Source organism: Streptomyces sp. AcH 505 (assembly GCF_000818175.1).
Lineage (GTDB): Bacteria > Actinomycetota > Actinomycetes > Streptomycetales > Streptomycetaceae > Streptomyces.
Genome location: NZ_JTIY01000001.1, coordinates 2,412,544 through 2,430,448 on the forward strand (window position 1 = coordinate 2,412,544; position 17,905 = coordinate 2,430,448).

Annotated in this window: 14 protein-coding genes and 3 pseudogenes; 12 read left to right on the forward strand and 5 right to left on the reverse strand. The window is 71.4% G+C overall.

What is annotated here, in order from left to right:
* The 3 genes from HY68_RS11165 to HY68_RS11175 form a co-directional block, all read left to right on the forward strand.
* On the forward strand, window positions 1–818 hold an 818-nt coding region (locus HY68_RS11165), incomplete at its 5' end, for a CE1758 family FMN-dependent luciferase-like monooxygenase (protein ID WP_041987583.1).
* Between the two features lie 5 nt (window positions 819–823).
* A complete protein-coding gene (locus HY68_RS11170) occupies window positions 824–1,453 on the forward strand; it encodes an FMN reductase (protein ID WP_041987585.1) in 630 nt (209 codons plus the stop codon).
* 61 nt (window positions 1,454–1,514) lie between these two features.
* Window positions 1,515–1,952, forward strand: coding sequence for a universal stress protein (locus HY68_RS11175; protein WP_041987587.1), 438 nt, complete (start codon window positions 1,515–1,517; stop codon window positions 1,950–1,952).
* Window positions 1,953–2,384: 432 nt separating this feature from the next.
* On the opposite strand, the pseudogene HY68_RS11180 reads toward HY68_RS11175, so the two are convergent.
* Window positions 2,385–3,573 (reverse strand): annotated as a pseudogene (locus HY68_RS11180) (MerR family transcriptional regulator); the annotation flags it as partial.
* A gap of 95 nt (window positions 3,574–3,668) precedes the next feature.
* Window positions 3,669–4,109, reverse strand: a complete 441-nt coding sequence (locus HY68_RS11185) for a hypothetical protein (protein ID WP_241778531.1) — start codon at window positions 4,107–4,109, stop codon at window positions 3,669–3,671.
* Window positions 4,110–4,269: 160 nt separating this feature from the next.
* Here HY68_RS11185 and HY68_RS11190 point away from each other — a divergent pair, with 160 nt between their 5' ends.
* The 4 genes from HY68_RS11190 to HY68_RS11205 all read left to right on the forward strand — a co-directional run bounded on the left by HY68_RS11190 (window position 4,270) and on the right by HY68_RS11205 (window position 8,196).
* On the forward strand, window positions 4,270–5,109 hold the full coding sequence (locus HY68_RS11190) for a hypothetical protein (RefSeq protein ID WP_241778532.1): 840 nt from the start codon (window positions 4,270–4,272) through the stop codon (window positions 5,107–5,109).
* Between the two features lie 148 nt (window positions 5,110–5,257).
* Window positions 5,258–5,707 (forward strand): hypothetical protein, encoded by a 450-nt coding sequence (locus tag HY68_RS11195; protein WP_041995700.1) that lies wholly within the window; start codon window positions 5,258–5,260, stop codon window positions 5,705–5,707.
* Between the two features lie 115 nt (window positions 5,708–5,822).
* Window positions 5,823–6,080 (forward strand): DUF2630 family protein, encoded by a 258-nt coding sequence (locus HY68_RS11200; protein ID WP_041987591.1) that lies wholly within the window; start codon window positions 5,823–5,825, stop codon window positions 6,078–6,080.
* A 109-nt stretch (window positions 6,081–6,189) separates the two neighbouring features.
* Window positions 6,190–8,196 carry an FUSC family protein gene (locus HY68_RS11205; RefSeq protein ID WP_041987593.1) on the forward strand — a complete coding sequence of 669 codons (2,007 nt, stop codon included), beginning with the start codon at window positions 6,190–6,192 and terminating at the stop codon, window positions 8,194–8,196.
* Here the strand turns inward: HY68_RS11205 and HY68_RS11210 are convergent.
* On the reverse strand, window positions 8,193–8,414 hold the full coding sequence (locus HY68_RS11210) for a hypothetical protein (RefSeq protein ID WP_041987595.1): 222 nt from the start codon (window positions 8,412–8,414) through the stop codon (window positions 8,193–8,195). The genes HY68_RS11205 and HY68_RS11210 overlap by 4 nt on opposite strands.
* A 209-nt stretch (window positions 8,415–8,623) precedes the next feature.
* On the opposite strand from HY68_RS11210, the gene HY68_RS11215 reads away from it, so the two are divergent.
* Window positions 8,624–9,736, forward strand: a complete 1,113-nt coding sequence (locus tag HY68_RS11215; RefSeq protein ID WP_241778533.1) for an AI-2E family transporter — start codon at window positions 8,624–8,626, stop codon at window positions 9,734–9,736.
* Here the strand turns inward: HY68_RS11215 and HY68_RS11220 are convergent.
* Window positions 9,679–11,919, reverse strand: coding sequence for a SpoIIE family protein phosphatase (locus tag HY68_RS11220; RefSeq protein ID WP_041987598.1), 2,241 nt, complete (start codon window positions 11,917–11,919; stop codon window positions 9,679–9,681). The genes HY68_RS11215 and HY68_RS11220 overlap by 58 nt on opposite strands.
* Before the next feature lie 168 nt (window positions 11,920–12,087).
* Here HY68_RS11220 and aspS point away from each other — a divergent pair, with 168 nt between their 5' ends.
* Complete coding sequence (aspS, locus tag HY68_RS11225) at window positions 12,088–13,860, forward strand: aspartate--tRNA ligase (protein WP_041987600.1); 1,773 nt, start codon at window positions 12,088–12,090, stop codon at window positions 13,858–13,860.
* Window positions 13,861–14,091: 231 nt separating this feature from the next.
* Complete coding sequence (locus HY68_RS11230) at window positions 14,092–14,910, forward strand: L,D-transpeptidase family protein (RefSeq protein ID WP_041987602.1); 819 nt, start codon at window positions 14,092–14,094, stop codon at window positions 14,908–14,910.
* 76 nt (window positions 14,911–14,986) lie between these two features.
* Here the strand turns inward: HY68_RS11230 and metG are convergent, their stop codons facing one another.
* Window positions 14,987–16,591: a methionine--tRNA ligase gene (metG, locus tag HY68_RS11235; protein WP_041987604.1), complete on the reverse strand. Its 1,605-nt coding sequence runs from the start codon at window positions 16,589–16,591 to the stop codon at window positions 14,987–14,989.
* Window positions 16,592–16,807: 216 nt separating this feature from the next.
* Here metG and HY68_RS40585 point away from each other — a divergent pair.
* Window positions 16,808–17,125, forward strand: a pseudogene (locus HY68_RS40585) (response regulator); the annotation flags it as partial.
* Window positions 17,122–17,905: pseudogene (locus HY68_RS40590) on the forward strand (ATP-binding protein); the annotation flags it as partial. The pseudogenes HY68_RS40585 and HY68_RS40590, both read left to right, overlap by 4 nt.

The following is a 17,905-nucleotide window of genomic DNA, read 5'->3' on the forward strand; positions in this document are numbered from 1 at the left end:
CCGAGGACTTCGCGATGCTTCAGCACCTGGCCGACGGGCGGGTCGATCTGATGATGGGGCGCGGCAACACCGGGCCCGTCTATCCGTGGTTCGGTCAGGACATCCGCCAGGGCATCCCGCTCGCCATCGAGAACTACGCCCTGCTGCACAAGCTGTGGCGCGAGGACGTCGTCGACTGGGAAGGCACGTTCCGTACGCCGCTCCAGGGCTTCACCTCGACGCCCCGCCCCCTCGACGGCACCCCGCCGTTCGTGTGGCACGGCTCCATCCGCTCCCCGGAGATCGCCGAGCAGGCCGCGTACTACGGCGACGGCTTCTTCGCCAACAACATCTTCTGGCCCAAGGGGCACTTCCAGAAGCTGATCCGCCTCTACCGGCAGCGGTACGCGCACTACGGCCACGGCACCCCCGAGCAGGCCATCGTCGGTCTCGGCGGCCAGGCGTTCATCCGCAAGAACTCGCAGGACGCCGTCCGGGAGTTCCGGCCGTACTTCGACAACGCGCCGGTCTACGGCCACGGCCCCTCGCTGGAGGAGTTCACCAAGGACACGCCGCTGACCGTCGGCAGTCCGCAGGAGGTCATCGAGAAGACGCTGGCCTTCCGGGACGCCTTCGGTGACTACCAGCGTCAGCTGTTCCTGATGGACCACGCGGGACTGCCGCTGAAGACCGTGCTGGAACAGCTCGACCTGCTGGGCGAGGAAGTCGTTCCCGTACTGCGCAAGGAGTTCGCGAACAACCGTCCGCTGTCCGTGCCCGACGGTCCCGTCCACCCCTCCGTCGCCTCGTCCGTCGCCAACTCCGCGAAGGGAGCTTGAGTCCCATGGAGACCCTGAAGCTCGTCGTCGTGTCCGCAGGTCTCGGCAAGCCCTCCTCCAGCCGGCTCCTCGCCGACCGGCTCACCGAGGCCGCCACCGGCGCGCTCGCCGGCGCCGACCGTAAGACGGACGTACGGGTCGTCGAACTGCGCGACCTGGCCGTCGCCGTCGCGAACAACCTCGTCACCGGCTTCCCGGCGGCCGACCTGCGTGACGCGCTGGCGGCCGTCGGCGAGGCCGACGGGCTGATCGTCGTCACGCCCGTCTTCGCCGGCTCGTACAGCGGGCTGTTCAAGTCGTTCTTCGACCTGATCGAGCCGGACGCCCTGACTGGGACGCCCGTCCTGCTCGCGGCGACCGGCGGCACCGCGCGCCATTCGCTCGTCACGGAGCACGCGCTGCGCCCGCTCTTCTCGTACCTGCACGCCCTGACCGTCCCGACCTCCGTGTTCGCCGCCACCGACGACTGGGGCGCCGGGGCCGACACCCACGCCGGCGGTCTGCCCGCGCGGATCCGGCGGGCGGGCGAGGAGCTGGCGGGGCTGCTGGGTGGCACCGCGAAAGCAGCCACAGCCGACGCGGACGACGACGCGGACGAGATCGTTCCGTTCGAGCAACTGCTGCGCGGGCATTAAACGGGCCGCGCGCCCGTTGCCTGGGTAGACGTTTGAATGATCGATCAAAAGGGAGTGCGCCATGGGCAGGATCGTTGTCGGGGTAGACGGCTCGGAATCGTCGTTGAAGGCGCTGCGCTGGGCCGCACGGCAGGCCAAGGTCACCGGGGACCGCATAGAGACGGTCATCAGCTGGCAGTACCCGGCGACCAGTTGGGCCTCGATGACCCCCGGCGTGCCGGCCGAGTTCGACCCGGAGAAGCTGGCGCGGACGATCCTCGACGAGGCCGTCGACAAGACGCTCGACGCCGAGGCCGCCGCGGCCGTCGACCGTCAGGTCATCACCGGCCATCCCGCGCAGGTCCTGGTGGACCGCTCGGAGGGAGCGACGCTGCTGGTGGTCGGCGACCGCGGGCACAGCGACTTCACCGCCGCGCTGATCGGTTCGGTGAGCCTGCACGTCTCGCAGCACGCGAAGAGCCCGGTCGTGGTGGTCCGCGGCGAGATCGTCGAGGACTGACCGCTCCGGCGGCCCGCGTCACGGCTCGACGGTCAGGTCCCCGATCAGGCCGTCGCGCAACGCGAACCGGTAGTGGAGGTCGACGATCCCGCCGGGGAAGTCGCCCTCCAGCCGGTTCGTGACGACGTAGTGCGTCTCGTCCAGCCGTTCCACGCCGGTCAGTTCGACCGTGTACGTGTACTCGCTGCCGGCCGCACCCAGCCACTCCTCGACGGCGCCGATGCCGGTGTACGTCGAGCCGTCGTCGGTGACGGTGGCGTCCCGGTGGAAGGCGGCCGCGGCCGTCTTCGCCTGCCCGGCGCGCTGGGCGGCCAGATAGCGGCTGACGACGCCGGGCAGCTGCACGCCGCGCGGCTCCCCACCCGACAGCTCCCCACCCGACAGCTCCACAGCCGGCAGCTCCGCACCGGGCAGCTCCGCACCCGCCGGCTCCTGCGTCACATCCGCCACCACGCACGCGATGTTGTCCGGACCCCCGGCCGCCCGTGCCAGCTCGACCAGTTCGCGTACGGCGGCCGCCGGCTCGTCCGTGTCCGCGACGACCCGCCGTACCTCCGCCGTGTCCACCACCCTGGACAGGCCGTCGGAGCACAGCAGATAGCGGTCCCCCGCCCGCGCCTCGCACATCCGGAGATCGGGAGCCGCCTGGCTCGCGTCGCCGTCCAGTGCCTTGAGCAGCATCATCCGCTGCGGGTGCGACAGCGCCTCCTCCTCGGTGAGCGTGCCCGCGTCGATCATCGACCTGACCACGGAGTGATCCTCCGTGAGCTGGAAGAACTCCCCGTCCCTCAGCAGATACGCACGGGTGTCGCCGATGTGGACGAGTCCCAGCTCGGCGCCGGTCCACACCATCGCCGTGAGGGTCGTGCCCGAGTCGGCGAAGCCGTCGACCGCGTGGTTCGCCCGCTCGAAGGAGTCGGCGAGCGCGCCGAGCAGATCGCCGCTGTCGACGGTGTCCGGCAGCGCCTTCAGCGCGTCGACCGCCGCCGTACTGGCCGGGGCGCCTTCCGCCCCGAAGCCGTCGGCGACGGCGAGCAGCCGGGCACCGGCGTACGCGGTGTCCTGGTTGGTCTCGCGGACGAGTCCGCGGTCGGACAGCGCCGCGTAGCGCAGCCCCAGCGAGTTGGATGACGTCGACGACGGTATGGACGGCATAGGAATAACGCCCTTTCCTGCGTGGTCCGTCGGCCGGACAGCTCCGGCCGACAGATGGCCGATGAGGAAGGTCGCCAGGTCACGCCGCGCCGCTGTCTCGGCTTCCACCTGTGCCCAGTACGCCCTGAGATCGCGGGCGGCGGCCGCCGCGTCCGTCTCGTACACGTCGCATACGTGGCGGATCCTGGCCAGCGGCATCCCGACGCGGCGCAGCCAGGCGACCAGCCTGGCCCGCTCCAGCTGCGCCTCGTCGTAGTACCGGTATCCGGTGTCCGCGTCGACCCGGGCCGGCGGCAGCAGCCCCAGCTCGTCGTAGCGGCGCAGCGCCTTCGCCGACAGCCTGCACAGGCGCGCGAAGACGCCGATCGTCAGTCCCGCCGCCGGCGCATCCATGGCTTCCCTCCTCGTACCGGGCCCCTCGCCCGGTACGACCCGATGCTGGGGCTTCCCCGAGGAGGAAGGTCAAGCAGCGAACGCCGCGCCTTTCGGCGCGGCGTTCGCATGGGGGGACGGAGCCGGAGCCCGCGACGGCGGAAGGGTCATCGGTGGGTCATTGGCGGGTCATTGTTCTCGCATGTAGAACGCGTAGAACGTCGCCGCGATCGTACCGACCGCGACGAAGAACCCCACCGCGCACGACCGCAGCACGCTCTGGTCGGTGAGGCTGTAGAGGAAGCCGATGGAGCCGCCGACCAGGACGCCCCAGGCCGCGGCGCGCAGCTCGCGGGGGAGGGCCGGTGCGACGCGTAGCAGGCCGAAGACGAGCAGGGCCATGCCGACGCCGGAGATCAGCGCGAGGGCGAGCTGGCCGTAGGTGGCGGGGCCGCCGCTGCGGGCGATGAACGACGCGTAGGCGCCGTACGCGATGCCCAGCAGGACGGGTACGGCGACGGCGAGCCGCGAGATGTGCCGGTGATCGTTCCGCTGGTCCTGTCCGTGGTCCTGCCCGTGGTCCTGGCGGTAGCGGTGTCGGCGTCGCGTCGGTATCGCTGCGTGTGCCATGGCAGGCGCTCCTTCCGTCGTACCCCCGTCGCACCCCCCGTTCGTTCCAGAGCACACCCGGACGCGGGACCCGGCAACCCGTGGCGACCGCGGCGGCCGGAGCGTGGCGATCGGACGCGGTCCGATCGCGGCCCCGGGCCCCGCCCCGTTCACTTGAGGGGTGCGGACCTTGCGGAACTCCCTCTCCATGACGCTGATCGTCCTGTTGGCATTGCTGACGCCGGTCAGCGCCGTCGCCGCGTGGGCCCGTCTCGAACTCGACGACTCCGACCGCTTCGTCGCCACGATGGCGCCGCTCTCCTCCGACAGGGACGTGCGGAACGCGGTCACGGACCGGGTCACCGAGGAGGCCCTGCGGCAGCTCGGTCCAGGGCCGCTCCGCGACGCGGTGCGCGCGCCGCTGCACGACGCCGTGCACGCCTTCACGACCAGCGGCGCCTTCGCCACCGTGTGGAAGGCGCTCAGCCGCGCCGTGCAGAGCAGCACCCAGCAAGCACTGGAAGGCGACTCCGACAAGTCGGTGACCATCGATCTTGCGCCGGTGAGCCGGGCGGTGAAGCGGCAGCTCGTCGCCGACGGGGTGCCGTTCGCGGGCCGGATCCCGGTCCGGCACGCGAGCATCACCGTGCTGGACCCCGCCGATCTGGGCGTCTCGCGCGAAGCCGTACGCGGTCTGCAGCGGGCCGGGATCTGGCCGGGGGTGGCGGCGCTCGTGGTCGCCGTCCTCGCCGTGCTGGTCGCCGTACGCCGGCGGCGGGCGGCGATCCTCGTCGGCGCCGCCTTCGCCGTGGGGGCCGTCGTGCTGATCGTGCTGATCACGGTGGGCCGCGGGCTGTCCCTGGACGCGCTGCCGTCCGACGTGGACCGCTCGGCGGGCGGGGCCGTGTACGACGCGCTGACCGGCTCGCTGCGTACGGCCTCCTGGATCGTTCTGGTCTGCGGACTGATCGTCGCCGCTGCTTCTTGGCTGGTGGGAGCCTTGCGAGGGCGCCTTTACTGAATCTTTATACCCAAATGCTTCGTCTCAAATGTCGTAATTGCACCATTCGGAGCACAGTGGAGACATGAGCCAGAACACAACGCATCGCCCCCCTTCAACGGGCATGGGCGCAGGCACCAACCAAGGCACCGGAAACGGCAACGGCAGCATGAACGGGATGGGCAGCAGGGCGGGAACCGGCACCGGTTCCGGGACCGGCTCCCATACGACGAGGAACGCCGCCTGGGCGATGGGTGGCACTCTCTTCGCCGGTGTTCTGATGCTGGTCTCCGGTGCGACCGACATCCTCCAAGGCATCGTCGCGATCAAGAAAGATGCTGTGCTGAACAGCACCGGGAACTACGCGTACGCCTTCAACATCACGTCGTGGGGCTGGATCCACCTCGGCCTCGGAGTTCTGATCGCACTGGCCGGTCTCGGCATCCTGACCGGAAACCGGATAGCGAGGTACGTCGGCATCGCCCTCGCCTCGCTGAACATCGTCGCGCAGTTCATGTATCTGCCGCACCAGCCCGTCTGGGCGGTCGTAGGCATGGCACTGTCGGCGTTCGTGATCTGGGCACTCGCCTCGGACCACTACGTGCCGAAGCCCCGGTGACGAAAGTCCCGGTGACCGACCGTCAACAGCACTCTCCCTCCACACCGTCCTTGCCCCCGTCGCGACCCAGCGGCGGGGGTAAGGTGCGAGCCCGGCTCCGAAGGAGGAGGCAGTCATGAACGCCCCCAGTGACAACGGCGACATCCTCGCCAACATCAACGACCTCGTCGCCGAGGAGCACAGCCTGCGCTCGCGGTCGACAGGGAATCTCGGTCTCGACGCCGAGGAGCGGGTACGGCTGCGCGCCGTCGAGGTGCAGCTCGACCAGTGCTGGGACCTGCTGCGCCAGCGCCGCGCCAAGACCGAGTTCGGCGAGAACCCCGACGAGGCGCGGGTGCGCCCGGAGGGCGAGGTCGAGGGGTACCAGGGCTGAGACCTTCGGCAGGCCGCCGCCCCCTTCGGCAGGCCCGCGCACCCCTCCGCAGACGCTCCCGCGCTGTCAAAGCTGACGTCACCCCGCCCCGTAGGCCAAGGTGGCGCCCATGGGAGACCGGGACCGAGACCGAGTACGCACCGACGCGCGAGCCGCCCTGCCGGCACCGCCCGCATGGCTGGTCGCCGGGCTGCGGCCCAAGAAGGCGCCCGTCCCCTGGGCCGCGGCGGCCCGGGCCTCCGTCGCCATGGCCGTACCGATCGTCGTCGGCCTCGCCACCGACAAGCCCGCGTACGGCGCGCTCGTCTCGATGGGCGCCCTGACCGGAGTCATCGGCGACACCGCCGACGCGTACCGGATGCGGGTCTTCAACATCGCCCTCCCCCAGTTCTTCGGCGCCGTCGGCGTCACGCTCGGCACCCTCGTCTACGGGGAGGGCTGGCTGGCCGTCGGGATACTGACGCTCATCGCGCTCGTCTCCGGCATGATCTCCTCGATCGGCGCCGTGGCCTCCGTCTCCGGACTGCTGCTCCTGCTCAACGCCGTGGTGGGCGCGGGCCTCCAGATGCCGGACCCCTGGTGGAAGGCCCCGCTGCTGCTCTCCCTCGGCGGTCTTTTCGTCCTCGCGCTGTCCCTGCTGGCCTGGCCGCTGCGCGGCCGGGTGCCGGAGCGCGGCGCCGTCGCGGCGACGTACGGCGCGGCGGCCGATCTGCTCGCCGCCGCGGGCACCCCGGCGTACGAGACGCGCAGACAGGCCGTCACCCAGGCGCTGAACCACGCGTACGACCTGGTGCTGGCCCGCCGCGCGCACGACCACGGCAGACGCAGCTCACTGGTGCGGCTGCTCGCCCAGCTCAACGTCGTCATCCCGCTCGTCGAGGCGGCGCCCGCCGCGCATCTGCACGGCAGCCCGCTGCCGGACGCGATCCCGGCGGCGGTACGGGAACTCGCCGCGACCGTGGCGGCAGGACGCGGCGGCGACCCCACGCTCGAACTGCCCGCGCCCGCCACCCCTTCGCAGCGCGCTGTGGACGTCGCACTGCGGTACGCGTCCGCCGTGGTGCACAACGCCGACGCCGACCCGCCCGCCACCGGCGACGACCCCCTCGGCCGCCCCGCCGCCCTGCGCATCCGGGCCCGCCGCGCGACCCGCGACGTCCTGCTGTCGGAGGCGTCCTGGCGCTACGGGCTGCGGCTCGCACTGTGCATCGGCCTCGCCCAGAGCCTGGTCTCGCTGATCCCGGTGCCCCGCTCGTACTGGGTCGCCCTCACCATCACCTTCGTGCTCAAGCCCGACTTCGGCTCGGTCTTCTCCCGCGCCGTGCTGCGCGCGCTCGGCACGGCGGCGGGGGTCGTGGTGGGGGCGGCCGTGCTCGCCGAAGTGCCGCGCGGCTGGTGGAACGTGGCGGTGATGGCGGTGCTCGCGCCGCTGATCCCGGCCCTGTCGGTGAAGGGGTACGCCTTCCAGACGGCGGCCATCACGCCGGTGATCCTGCTGCTGTCGGACATCCTCAACCACCAGGGCTTCGACCTGGTGGTGCCCAGGCTTCTGGACAGTCTGATCGGCTGCGGCATCGCGCTGATCGCCGGCTATCTGCTCTGGCCGGAGAGCTGGCACACCAGGATCGGCGACCGGCTCGCGGACGCCGTCGACGACGCGGCGGACTACGTGAGTTACGCGTTCGGCACGGCGGGCGAAGGTGACGGTGGAGGCGGCGGCGCGGACCGGGCGGAACGCGTGCGCAGGCGGCGGCGTATCTACCGCGACCTGTCGCTCGTACGCTCCGAGTTCCAGCGCGCCCTGACCGAACCGCCGCCCACCGGCCGCCGGGCAGCCGCCTGGTGGCCGCTGGTCGTCGCCGTCGAACGGGTCGTGGACGCCACGACGGCGGCCCGCGTCCGCGTCAACCACGGGGCGCCGCCGCCCGCGCCCGCCGAGGTCGCCGCCATCGAGCGGCAGTTGCGCGGGATGGCGGAGGGCGTGCGGTCGAGTACGACGCTGACGCAGGTACGGGCCGAGCTGACCGGTGACGAGACCGGCGTCCTGGCCCCGCTGCGCCAGGAAGTGACGGCGGCCCGCGCGATCACCTCACCGGGCCGGCACCGGGCGACCTAGGCCCGAGGTGCGCGCGCCTCGGCGTCCTGCCTGCTGTGGGCCCGCCAGGCGGCCCACAGCAGATAGATGCCGACCAGGGCCACCACCACGCCCAGCAGGGCGTACTGGGAGTGGCCCGACATGGCCGAGCCCTTCATCGACCCCGACCCCTGGGCGATCCAGACCGCTCCGAGCACCACCAGTACGATCCCGCCGATTCCGCGGCCCCAGACCTGCATGCGTACGCTCCCGCCCTGCGATGCCGGCCCCTCGCGGTACGCGTACGGCCGGCCGGCTCCAGCTTCGCGCAGTCCCCGGACGCGGATGCCGTGGAAGTTCTTACGGATTACGAACGCCCGACGGCACCCGCGGCGGCACGTCACCCGCGTGGCGGTGCGCACGCGACCAGGACGGGACAAACAGGCCTCCGGCGTGGTCGGGTGGGCCCGTGTCCCCGCCCACGCCGCCGTCTCCTTCGCTGCCGCCGTCCCCGCTCCTGCCCGTCGGCGTCCGGCGCTTCGCCGCCTGGTGCGGGGTGCTGCTGCTCGCCTCGGGGGTCGTGGCCGTCGCGGTCTGGCTGTGCGTCACGTTCAAGACGGCCGTCACGCCGCTGCTGCTCGCGCTGCTCGGCACCGCGCTGCTGGGGCCGCTGCACCGGCGGCTCGTCGCGCTGCGGCTGAACCGGTCGCTGGCCGCCGCGCTCACCTGCGCCGCCGTCGTCGCCGTGGTCGGCGGGGCCGGGTACATCGTCGTCAACGCGATCGTGGACAGCGGCGACCAGATCGTCTCCTCGCTCAAGCAGGCGGCGAAGGACGTGTCCAAGCACTTCGGCGCCGCGGGGACCTCGCTGGACGACATCGCGAGCAACGCCAAGGAGCTGCTGGGGAAGTTCGGCGCGACGGCGGCGTCCGGCGTGGTCACCGGGATCAGTGTCATCGGTGAGCTGATCGCCACCTCCGTGCTGGCGCTGCTGCTGATGTTCTTCTTCCTGCGGGACTCCGACAAGGCGGCGGGGGCGCTCAGGTCGCTCGCGCCGCGTGCGACGGGTGAGGCCGTCGAGGCCATGGCGCGCCGCGCCTTCCACGCCGTCGAGGGGTTCATGCGCGGGACGACCGTGATCGCCCTGATCGACGCCGTCTGCATCACGGTGGGCCTGCTGATCCTGCGGGTGCCGGGCGCCGTCGGGCTCGGCGCGCTGGTCTTCGTCGGGGCGTACATCCCGTACCTGGGCGCCCTCATCTCGGGCGCCGTCGCCGTGCTCGTCGCGCTCGCCGACCGGGGCTGGCCGATCGCGCTGTGGGCGCTGGGGGTGGTGCTGGCCGTGCAGGTGCTGGAGGGGCATGTGCTCCAGCCGGCGGTGCAGAGCCGTACGGTCCAGATGCACCCGGCCGTGGTGATGGTGACGATCACCGCGGGCGCCGCCGTCGCCGGGATCCTGGGGCTGCTGCTCGCCGTACCGCTGACGGCCGCGGTGTTCGGGGTGATCTCCGAGCTGCGGGGCCGCTACAGCGCCCCGGGCGAACCGGGGCCGCCGGACGGCGCGTCCTCGCCGTCCTCGTAGAGCTCGAACCAGATCGACTTGCCCTCGCCGCGCGGGTCGACGCCCCACGCCGTCGCGAGCACCTCCATCAGCACCAGTCCGCGCCCGCTGGACGCCAGCTCCCCCGGGCGTCTGCGGTGCGGCTGCTCGTCGCTCGCGTCGGTGACCTCGACGCGCAGCCGCCGCTTGCCGCGCTTGCCCGCGGCCTCGGCCGTCAGCAGCGCGTCGCCGTCGGTGTGGACGAGGACGTTGGTGACCATCTCGGACAGCATCAGCACGGCGGAGTCGATCTGGTCCTCGTCGGCCCAGTCGTGCAGCAGGTCCCGCAGCTGCTGCCGGGCGTCGGCGATCCGCTCGGGTTCGGCCTGGGCGATGCTCAGCGCGGTACGCCGGGTGACCGGGGTGCGGGGCCGGTCGGGCGAGTCGTTGCGGGCGAGCAGCAGCAGCGCGATGTCGTCCTCGCGGCGGTCGGCCAGCGGCCCCGTCGTGTAGTGCGAGGTCGGGCCGATGACGGATTCGACGAGCGCGTCGGCGAGCTTCTCCATGGAGCCCTTGGTGCCTTCGAGCACCGGCTGGAGCCTGCCCCAGCCGGTGTACATGTCGTGGCCGCCGGTCTCGATGAGGCCGTCCGTGCACAGCATCAGCAACTCGCCCCTGCCCAGTACGAGCCGGGTCGTCGGATAGTCCGAGTCCGCCTCGATGCCGAGCGGCAGACCGCCGGCGGTCTGCCGGATGACGGCTGTGCCGTCCGCCATGCGCAGCACGGGGTCGGGGTGGCCGGCGCGGGCGATGTCGAGCGTGCCGGTCGCCGGGTCGACCTCCAGGTAGAGGCAGGTCGCGAAGCGCGGGGCGCGCGCGTCGTAGTCCAGCGTCGCGTTGTCGGAGGAGTGCGTGACGCCGAAGGGCGGCCGTTCGTCGGGCTCGGAGTCCGGGTCGGGTCCGGTGCCCGGGTACTGCTGGAGGCCGGCCAGGAAGCGGGAGGCGCGGGAGAGCACGGCGTCGGGGCGGTGGCCCTCGGACGCGTAGGCGCGCAGGGCGATCCGCAGCTGCCCCATCAGCCCTGCCGCCCGTACGTCATGGCCCTGGACGTCGCCGATGACCATGGCGAACCTGCCGCCCTCGCCGCCTTCGCCGTGCGGCCCCGGGCCCGGGAGCGGGATCATGTCGTACCAGTCGCCGCCGACCTGGAGCCCGCCGCCGGTCGGCACGTACCGGGCGGCCACGGTCATGCCGGGGATGTCGGGGCCGATGGTCGGCATCATCGAGCGCTGGAGCCCGAGGGACAGCTCACGCTCGGTCTCGGTGATCTCGGCGCGGGCCAGCGCCTGCGCGAGCATCCGGGCGACGGTGCTCAGCACGGACCGTTCGTCGGGGGAGAACGTGACGCGGTGCTTGAACGCGGCCATCCAGGCGCCGAGCGTGTGCCCGGAGACGATCAGCGGGAGGAAGGCCCAGGAGCTGCGCCGGAACGGCTCGACGGACGGCCAGATGGCCGGGTAGCGCTCCGCGTAGGCCTTGGGCGTGGGCAGGTAGATGGCCCGGCCGGTGCGGATGACCTCGGACGCCGGATAGTCGGAGCCGACCAGCAGCTCGGGGAAGTTCTCGGCGTCGAGCACGGTGTTGCCGTGCATACCGATGATCCGCAGCCGGTCCCCGTCGGTGCCGAAGAGGGTGAGCGCGTCGGGCGAGAACCCGGGCATCGAGAGGGAGGCGGCGACCCGCAGCACCTCGGCAGTCGATCTCGCCTCGGCCAGCGCGCGCCCCGCGTCCAGCAGGAACGCCTCGCGGGAGCGCCGCCAGTCGCCCGTGACGGTGGTGGCGTCGACGGTGGTGCCGGGCTGCGGCTCGGCGACCTCCTGGAGGGTGCCGACCAGCTCGTAGTGGTGCTTGCCCGCCGCGTCCGTACGGGTGTACGGCTTCGAGCGGGACCGTACGGTGCGCAGCACCCGGCCGCCCCGGTCGACGATCCGCAGCCGGGCCTCGGCGAGCCCGCCCTCGGTCAGGGCGAGCTGCACGATCCCGTCAACCTCGTTCCAGTCGACGGGGTGGAAATGGGCGCGGACCTCCGCCGCGGTGAGGACCGCGGCCTCCTCGGGCCGTCCGAGCAGGCGGGCCGCCTCCGCGTCGACACTGACAGCTCCTGAGCTGTCGTCCCAGCGCCACAGGCCTGTCGCGATCGCGGCAAGGACGTCCTCGGTGCGCATTTTCCCACTGTATGAACAGGTTACGAACCCTCGCCACCGAGAGTGGCGCCGGAACCGGGCGCTAACCTGGTGTCTCCGTGTCCCACCCCGGCTCGACCCAGCTCCACCCGAACCGGCTCCACCCAGCTCCACCCCCAATCCCGACTTGCTAAGACTGGATGAACGACGATGCATCGGTACAGGTCCCACACCTGCGGCGAGCTCCGCGCCTCTGACGTCGGCACCGACGTCCGGCTGAGCGGCTGGCTGCACAATCGCCGAGACCTGGGCGGCATCCTCTTCATCGATCTGCGCGATCACTACGGACTGGTCCAGTTGGTGGCCAGGCCCGGCACGGCCGCCAACGAGGAGCTGTCGAAGCTCACGAAGGAGACCGTCGTCCGGATCGACGGGCGGGTCTCCGCGCGCGGCGCCGAGAACGTCAACCCGGAGCTGCCGACCGGCGAGATCGAGATCGAGGTCTCGGAGGTCGAGATCCTGGGCGCGGCCGCCCCGCTGCCCTTCACCATCAACGCCGAGGACGGGGTCAACGAGGAGCGCCGTCTGGAGTACCGCTTCCTCGACCTGCGCCGTGAGCGCATGCACCGCAACATCATGCTGCGCTCGGCCGTCATCGCCGCCATCCGGTCCAAGATGGTGGCGCTCGGCTTCAACGAGATGGCGACCCCGATCCTCACGGCGACCTCGCCCGAGGGCGCCCGTGACTTCGTGGTGCCGTCCCGGCTGAACCCCGGCAAGTTCTACGCGCTGCCGCAGGCGCCGCAGCAGTTCAAGCAGCTGCTGATGATCTCGGGCTTCGACCGCTACTTCCAGATCGCGCCGTGCTTCCGCGACGAGGACGCCCGCGCCGACCGCTCGCCCGGCGAGTTCTACCAGCTCGACGTCGAGATGAGCTTCGTCGAGCAGGAGGACGTGTTCCGGCCGATCGAGAAGCTGATGACGGAGCTGTTCACGGAGTTCGGCGGCGGCCGTGAGGTCACCTCGCCGTTCCCGCGCATCCCGTTCCGCGAGTCGATGCTGAAGTACGGCAACGACAAGCCGGACCTGCGGGCCAAGCTGGAGCTGACTGACATCTCGGACGTCTTCGACGGCTCCGAGTTCAAGGCGTTCGCCGGCAAGCACGTACGCGCGCTGCCGGTGCCGGACACGGCGGGCCAGCCGCGGAAGTTCTTCGACGGGCTCGGGGACTTCGCGGTCGAGCAGGGCGCGAAGGGCCTGGCCTGGGTGCGGGTCGGCGAGGACGGCGCGCTGAGCGGCCCGATCGCGAAGTTCCTCACCGAGGAGAACGTGAAGGTCCTCTCCGAGCGGCTGTCGCTGGCCCCCGGTCATGCCGTGTTCTTCGGCGCGGGTGAGTTCGACGAGGTCTCGAAGATCATGAGCGCGGTCCGCGTCGAGGCGGCGAAGCGCGCCGGCCACTTCGAGGAGGGCGTCTTCCGGTTCTGCTGGGTCGTCGACTTCCCGATGTACGAGAAGGACGAGGAGACCGGCAAGATCGACTTCTCGCACAACCCCTTCTCGATGCCCCAGGGCGGCGTGCGGGACCTGGAGGAGAAGGACCCGCTGGACATCCTGGCGTGGCAGTACGACATCGTCTGCAACGGCATCGAGCTGTCGTCGGGCGCGATCCGTAACCACGAGCCCGAGGTCATGCTGAAGGCGTTCGAGATCGCGGGCTACGACCGCGAGACCGTCGAGCACGAGTTCGCCGGCATGCTCCGCGCCTTCCGGCTCGGCGCCCCGCCGCACGGCGGGATCGCCCCGGGCGTCGACCGCATCGTGATGCTGCTGGCCGACGAGCCGAACATCCGCGAGACGATCGCCTTCCCGCTCAACGGCAACGCGCAGGACCTGATGATGGGCGCGCCCACCGAGCTGGACGAGTCGCGGCTGCGTGAGCTGAACATCGCGCTGCGCAAGCCGGTCGCCAAGTCGGGCGAGTAACGACGTCGGGCGGCTGACGACACACGGCTGAGGCCCGGAACCAGCCGGTTCCGGGCCTCTTTCGCGTTCCGGGTCATGGCGTGTATATCGCGATTTCCGTGCCGGTGGCTGGATAAGCTCGCGGTGCGACTGCCCGGACGCTGGGGGACACTGGAGCAGCCCGAAAGACGCCTCCAGCAAGACCGGACCGCGAGGTTCCTCCCTCGTCGCGTCAAATGAAGGGCCCACTCCATGTCGTCCGTCCGTTCCCTCGGCCCCGCCGCCGCGCTGCTGACCGCCGGTCTGCTGCTGACCGGCTGCGCCGGCGCGGCCGGGACCGCAGGACACGCCGACCCGGCGCCGGCGGCCACCACCACGACCTCGGCGAAGGACAGGGGCCTGATCGGCAGGGCGGGCCCCGAGGCGCGGACCGCGTCCTCCGGGGAGATCCCGGGCCTCGGCCCGCGGACCCGCGCCGAGATCCCGCAGGACACCCGGCAGGCCGTCGTGGTGACCGGCGCGGGCAGGGACGCCAACCGCTCCACGGTCCGCGTCTGGGAGCGCGACAGCGGCTCCGAGTGGGCCGCGGGGACCTCGGGAGTGGCGCCCCGCCTCGGCTGGCACCCGGTCGCGGGACCCTGGCCCGCGCACAACGCCCTGGACGGCTGGACCGGGCACCACGTCCAGAGCGACCGCCGCTCACCGATCGGCGTCTACGGCCTCACCGACGCGGGCGGCTCGCTGCCCGACCCCGGCACGAAGCTCCCGTACGACAGGTCGGACGCCTTCTACGCCGACGGCACCGGTTTCCACGGCGAGTCGCTGGAAGGCTCCTTCGACTACGTCGTGGCGATCAACTACAACCGCGAGGCGGGCACCACCCCCCTGGACTGGACCCGCCCCCTCGGCGGCGACCGGGGCGGCGGCATCTGGATCCACGTGGACCACGGCGGCCCCACCCAGGGCTGCGTCTCACTGCCGCGCGACCGGGTGAAGCAGCTGCTGGAACTGCTGGACCCGGACAAGGAGCCGGTGGTCGTGATGGGCGACGCGACCTCGCTGGAACGCTGAGCCGTACGGTCCGTCACACGGCGGCAGGCCCGGAACCGTCGCGGTTCCGGGCCTGCCGTACGTCACGCGGACGCGGTTACGCGGGCTTCTCCTCCAGGCGGGGGAAGAGCACCGCGCCCTTCGTCACCTTCGTGCCCGGGGCCAGCCGGCCCCAGTCGGCCGCCGACGCCACCCGCTGGTCCGCCAGCGCGCCCAGCGACTCCTCGGCGCCCAGCGACTCCCACAGCTTCTGGGACGTCTCCGGCATCACCGGGTTCAGCAGGACGGCGCAGGCGCGCAGCGACTCGGCCGCCGTGTAGAGAATCGTCGCGAGCCGGGCCCTGCCCGCCTCCGACTCGTCCTTGGCGACCTTCCACGGCTCCTGCTCGGTCAGATAGCCGTTGACCTGCTTGACGAAGTCGAAGACCGCGGCGATACCGCCCGCGAAGTCCAGCTCCTCGCCGATCCGCCGGTCCGCCTCGGCGACCGCCTTCGTCAGACCGTCCCGTACCGCCTGCTCGGCCGGACCGGAGTCCGTCGCCTGCGGCAGCGCACCGCCGTAGTACTTGCCGACCATGGCGGCGACGCGCGAGGCGAGGTTGCCGTAGTCGTTCGCCAGCTCGGAGGTGTAGCGGGCGCTGAAGTCCTCCCAGGAGAACGAGCCGTCCTGCCCGAAGGCGATGGCCCGCAGGAAGTACCAGCGGTAGGCGTCCACGCCGAAGTGCGTGGTCAGGTCCTGCGGCTTGATGCCGGTCAGGTTCGACTTCGACATCTTCTCGCCGCCGACGAGCAGCCAGCCGTTGGCGACGACCTTGCCGGGCAGCGGCAGCCCCTGCGCCATCAGCATGGCCGGCCAGATGATCGCGTGGAAGCGCAGGATGTCCTTGCCCACGAGGTGCACGTCGGCGGGGAACGTCCCGTCGAACTTCTCCTGGTTCGCGCCGTAGCCGACGGCCGTCGCGTAGTTCAGGAGAGCGTCGATCCACACGTAGATCACATGCTTCTCGTCCCACGGCACCGGGACGCCCCAGTCGAAGGTCGAGCGGGAGATCGACAGGTCCTGGAGCCCCTGCTTGACGAAGTTCACGACCTCGTTGCGCGCGGACTCGGGCTGGATGAAGCCGGGGTTCGCCTCGTAGTGCGCGAGGAGCTTAGGGCCGAACTCGCTGAGCTTGAAGAAGTAGTTCTCCTCCTTGAGGATCTCCACCGGCGTCTTGTGGATCGCGCACAGCTTGACGCCGTTCTCGTCCTCGATCAGCTCGCCGGGGAGTTTGTACTCCTCGCAGCCCACGCAGTACGGGCCCTCGTAGCCGCCCTTGTAGATCTGGTCCTTGTCGTACAGGTCCTGCACGAACTCCCGCACCCGGTCGGTGTGGCGCTTCTCCGTCGTCCGGATGAAGTCGTCGTTGGCGATGTCCAGGTGCTCCCAGAGGGGCCGCCAGGACTCGTCCACCAGCTTGTCGCACCACTCCTGCGGGGTCACCCCGTGGGCTTCGGCGGTGCGCATGATCTTCTGACCGTGCTCGTCCGTGCCGGTGAGGTACCACACCTTCTCACCGCGCTGGCGGTGCCAGCGCGTGAGCACGTCCCCTGCGACGGTCGTGTAGGCGTGGCCCAGGTGAGGAGCGTCGTTGACGTAGTAAATGGGGGTGGTGACGTAGTACGCCTTCCCACCCTGCTCTTCGGATCCATTGGCCGCCATGCCGGAAATCCTAACGGCCCCGCGGAGATCACTTCACCCGCATAAAGGCCGGTGAATACCCGGCGGAGAGCTTTGCGAAACACCCGGTGCCGTAGGACGGGCGCATCCTGGGAGGAGAAGGACGTCATGTACGAGGCAGGGCGCAAGGAGTCGGTACGCGAGGTGGGGGACGAGAGCATGCGGGTACTGGGTCGCCCAGGACGATGAGCCACGGCGATACTCGCCGAGCTGGTCGCCACCGGACTGCGGCGGGCCGGCTTCGCCACCGTGTACAGCGGTGACGCGGCCCTCGCCTACCTCGGTCTGCACGACTACGACGTGGTCGTCCTCGACCGGGACCTGCCGCGCGTCCACGGCGACGACGTGGCGCGCAAGCTCGTCGCCGATGCCTCCCGTACGCGGATACTGATGCTCACCGCGTCCGCCTCCATGGAGGACCGCGTCGAAGGCCTCGACCTCGGCGCCGACGACTATCTGGGCAAGCCCTTCGAATTCCCCGAGCTGGTCTCCCGGGTCCGCGCGCTGCGGCGGCGCGCAGGCTGTCGGAGCGCAACCTCCACGAGCGGATCGGCGCGAGCGGGCCCGACGACGAACTCAAGGAGCTGGGCGACACGCTCGACGCGCTGCTCGGCCGGCTCCAGACGGCTTTCGACAGCCAGCGCCGCTTCATCGCCAACGCCTCGCACGAACTGCGGACCCCGCTGGCGACCCAGCGCGCCGCGATCCAGATCGGCCTGGACGACGGCTGCTCGGCCGCCGATCTCGCCCGTACGAAACAGACCCTGCTCGACAACAACCGGCGCAGCGAACAGCTCATCGAGGGGCTGCTGGTGCTCGCGCGCAGCGAGCGCGGTCCTGCGGCGGGGCCCGGGGCAGGGGGCGAGGACCAGGAGGAGCTGGACCTCGGGACGCTGGTCACCGACGAGGCGGCCGGGCACGGGGTGCGGGTGTCGGTGACGGGCGCGGGCGCGGTCCGTGGCAGCCGGCTGCTGCTGGGGCGGCTGGTGGCGAACCTGCTGGCCAACGCCGTGACGTACAACGTGCCTGGCGGGACGGTCGACGTCAGCGTCGAGGGCACGACGCTCGTGGTCCGCAACACCGGGCCCGTGGTGGCGTCCGGCGAGATCCCGGGCCTCTTCGAACCGTTCCGGCGCGGCGAGGGACGCGACCGGATGGGCCCGGGGGCCGGCCTCGGGCTGTCGATCGTCCGGTCGATCGCCGTGGCGCACGGCGGTTCGGTGACGGCGCTGCCGGGCGGTGCGCGCGGCGGCCTGGAGGTGACGGTGGAACTGCCGCCGGCCGGCACCGAAGCGG

Bases quoted from the DNA above. Each gene is read 5' to 3' on its own strand.
- HY68_RS11170 (WP_041987585.1), top strand. From the start codon at position 824: ATGGAGACCCTGAAGCTCGTCGTCGTGTCCGCAGGTCTCGGCAAGCCC.
- HY68_RS11175 (WP_041987587.1), top strand. From the start codon at position 1,515: ATGGGCAGGATCGTTGTCGGGGTAGACGGCTCGGAATCGTCGTTGAAG.
- HY68_RS11185 (WP_241778531.1), bottom strand. From the start codon at position 4,109: ATGGCACACGCAGCGATACCGACGCGACGCCGACACCGCTACCGCCAG.
- HY68_RS11195 (WP_041995700.1), top strand. From the start codon at position 5,258: ATGAACGGGATGGGCAGCAGGGCGGGAACCGGCACCGGTTCCGGGACC.
- HY68_RS11200 (WP_041987591.1), top strand. From the start codon at position 5,823: ATGAACGCCCCCAGTGACAACGGCGACATCCTCGCCAACATCAACGAC.
- HY68_RS11205 (WP_041987593.1), top strand. From the start codon at position 6,190: ATGGGAGACCGGGACCGAGACCGAGTACGCACCGACGCGCGAGCCGCC.
- HY68_RS11210 (WP_041987595.1), bottom strand. From the start codon at position 8,414: ATGCAGGTCTGGGGCCGCGGAATCGGCGGGATCGTACTGGTGGTGCTC.
- HY68_RS11220 (WP_041987598.1), bottom strand. From the start codon at position 11,919: ATGCGCACCGAGGACGTCCTTGCCGCGATCGCGACAGGCCTGTGGCGC.
- aspS (WP_041987600.1), top strand. From the start codon at position 12,088: ATGCATCGGTACAGGTCCCACACCTGCGGCGAGCTCCGCGCCTCTGAC.
- HY68_RS11230 (WP_041987602.1), top strand. From the start codon at position 14,092: ATGTCGTCCGTCCGTTCCCTCGGCCCCGCCGCCGCGCTGCTGACCGCC.
- metG (WP_041987604.1), bottom strand. From the start codon at position 16,591: ATGGCGGCCAATGGATCCGAAGAGCAGGGTGGGAAGGCGTACTACGTC.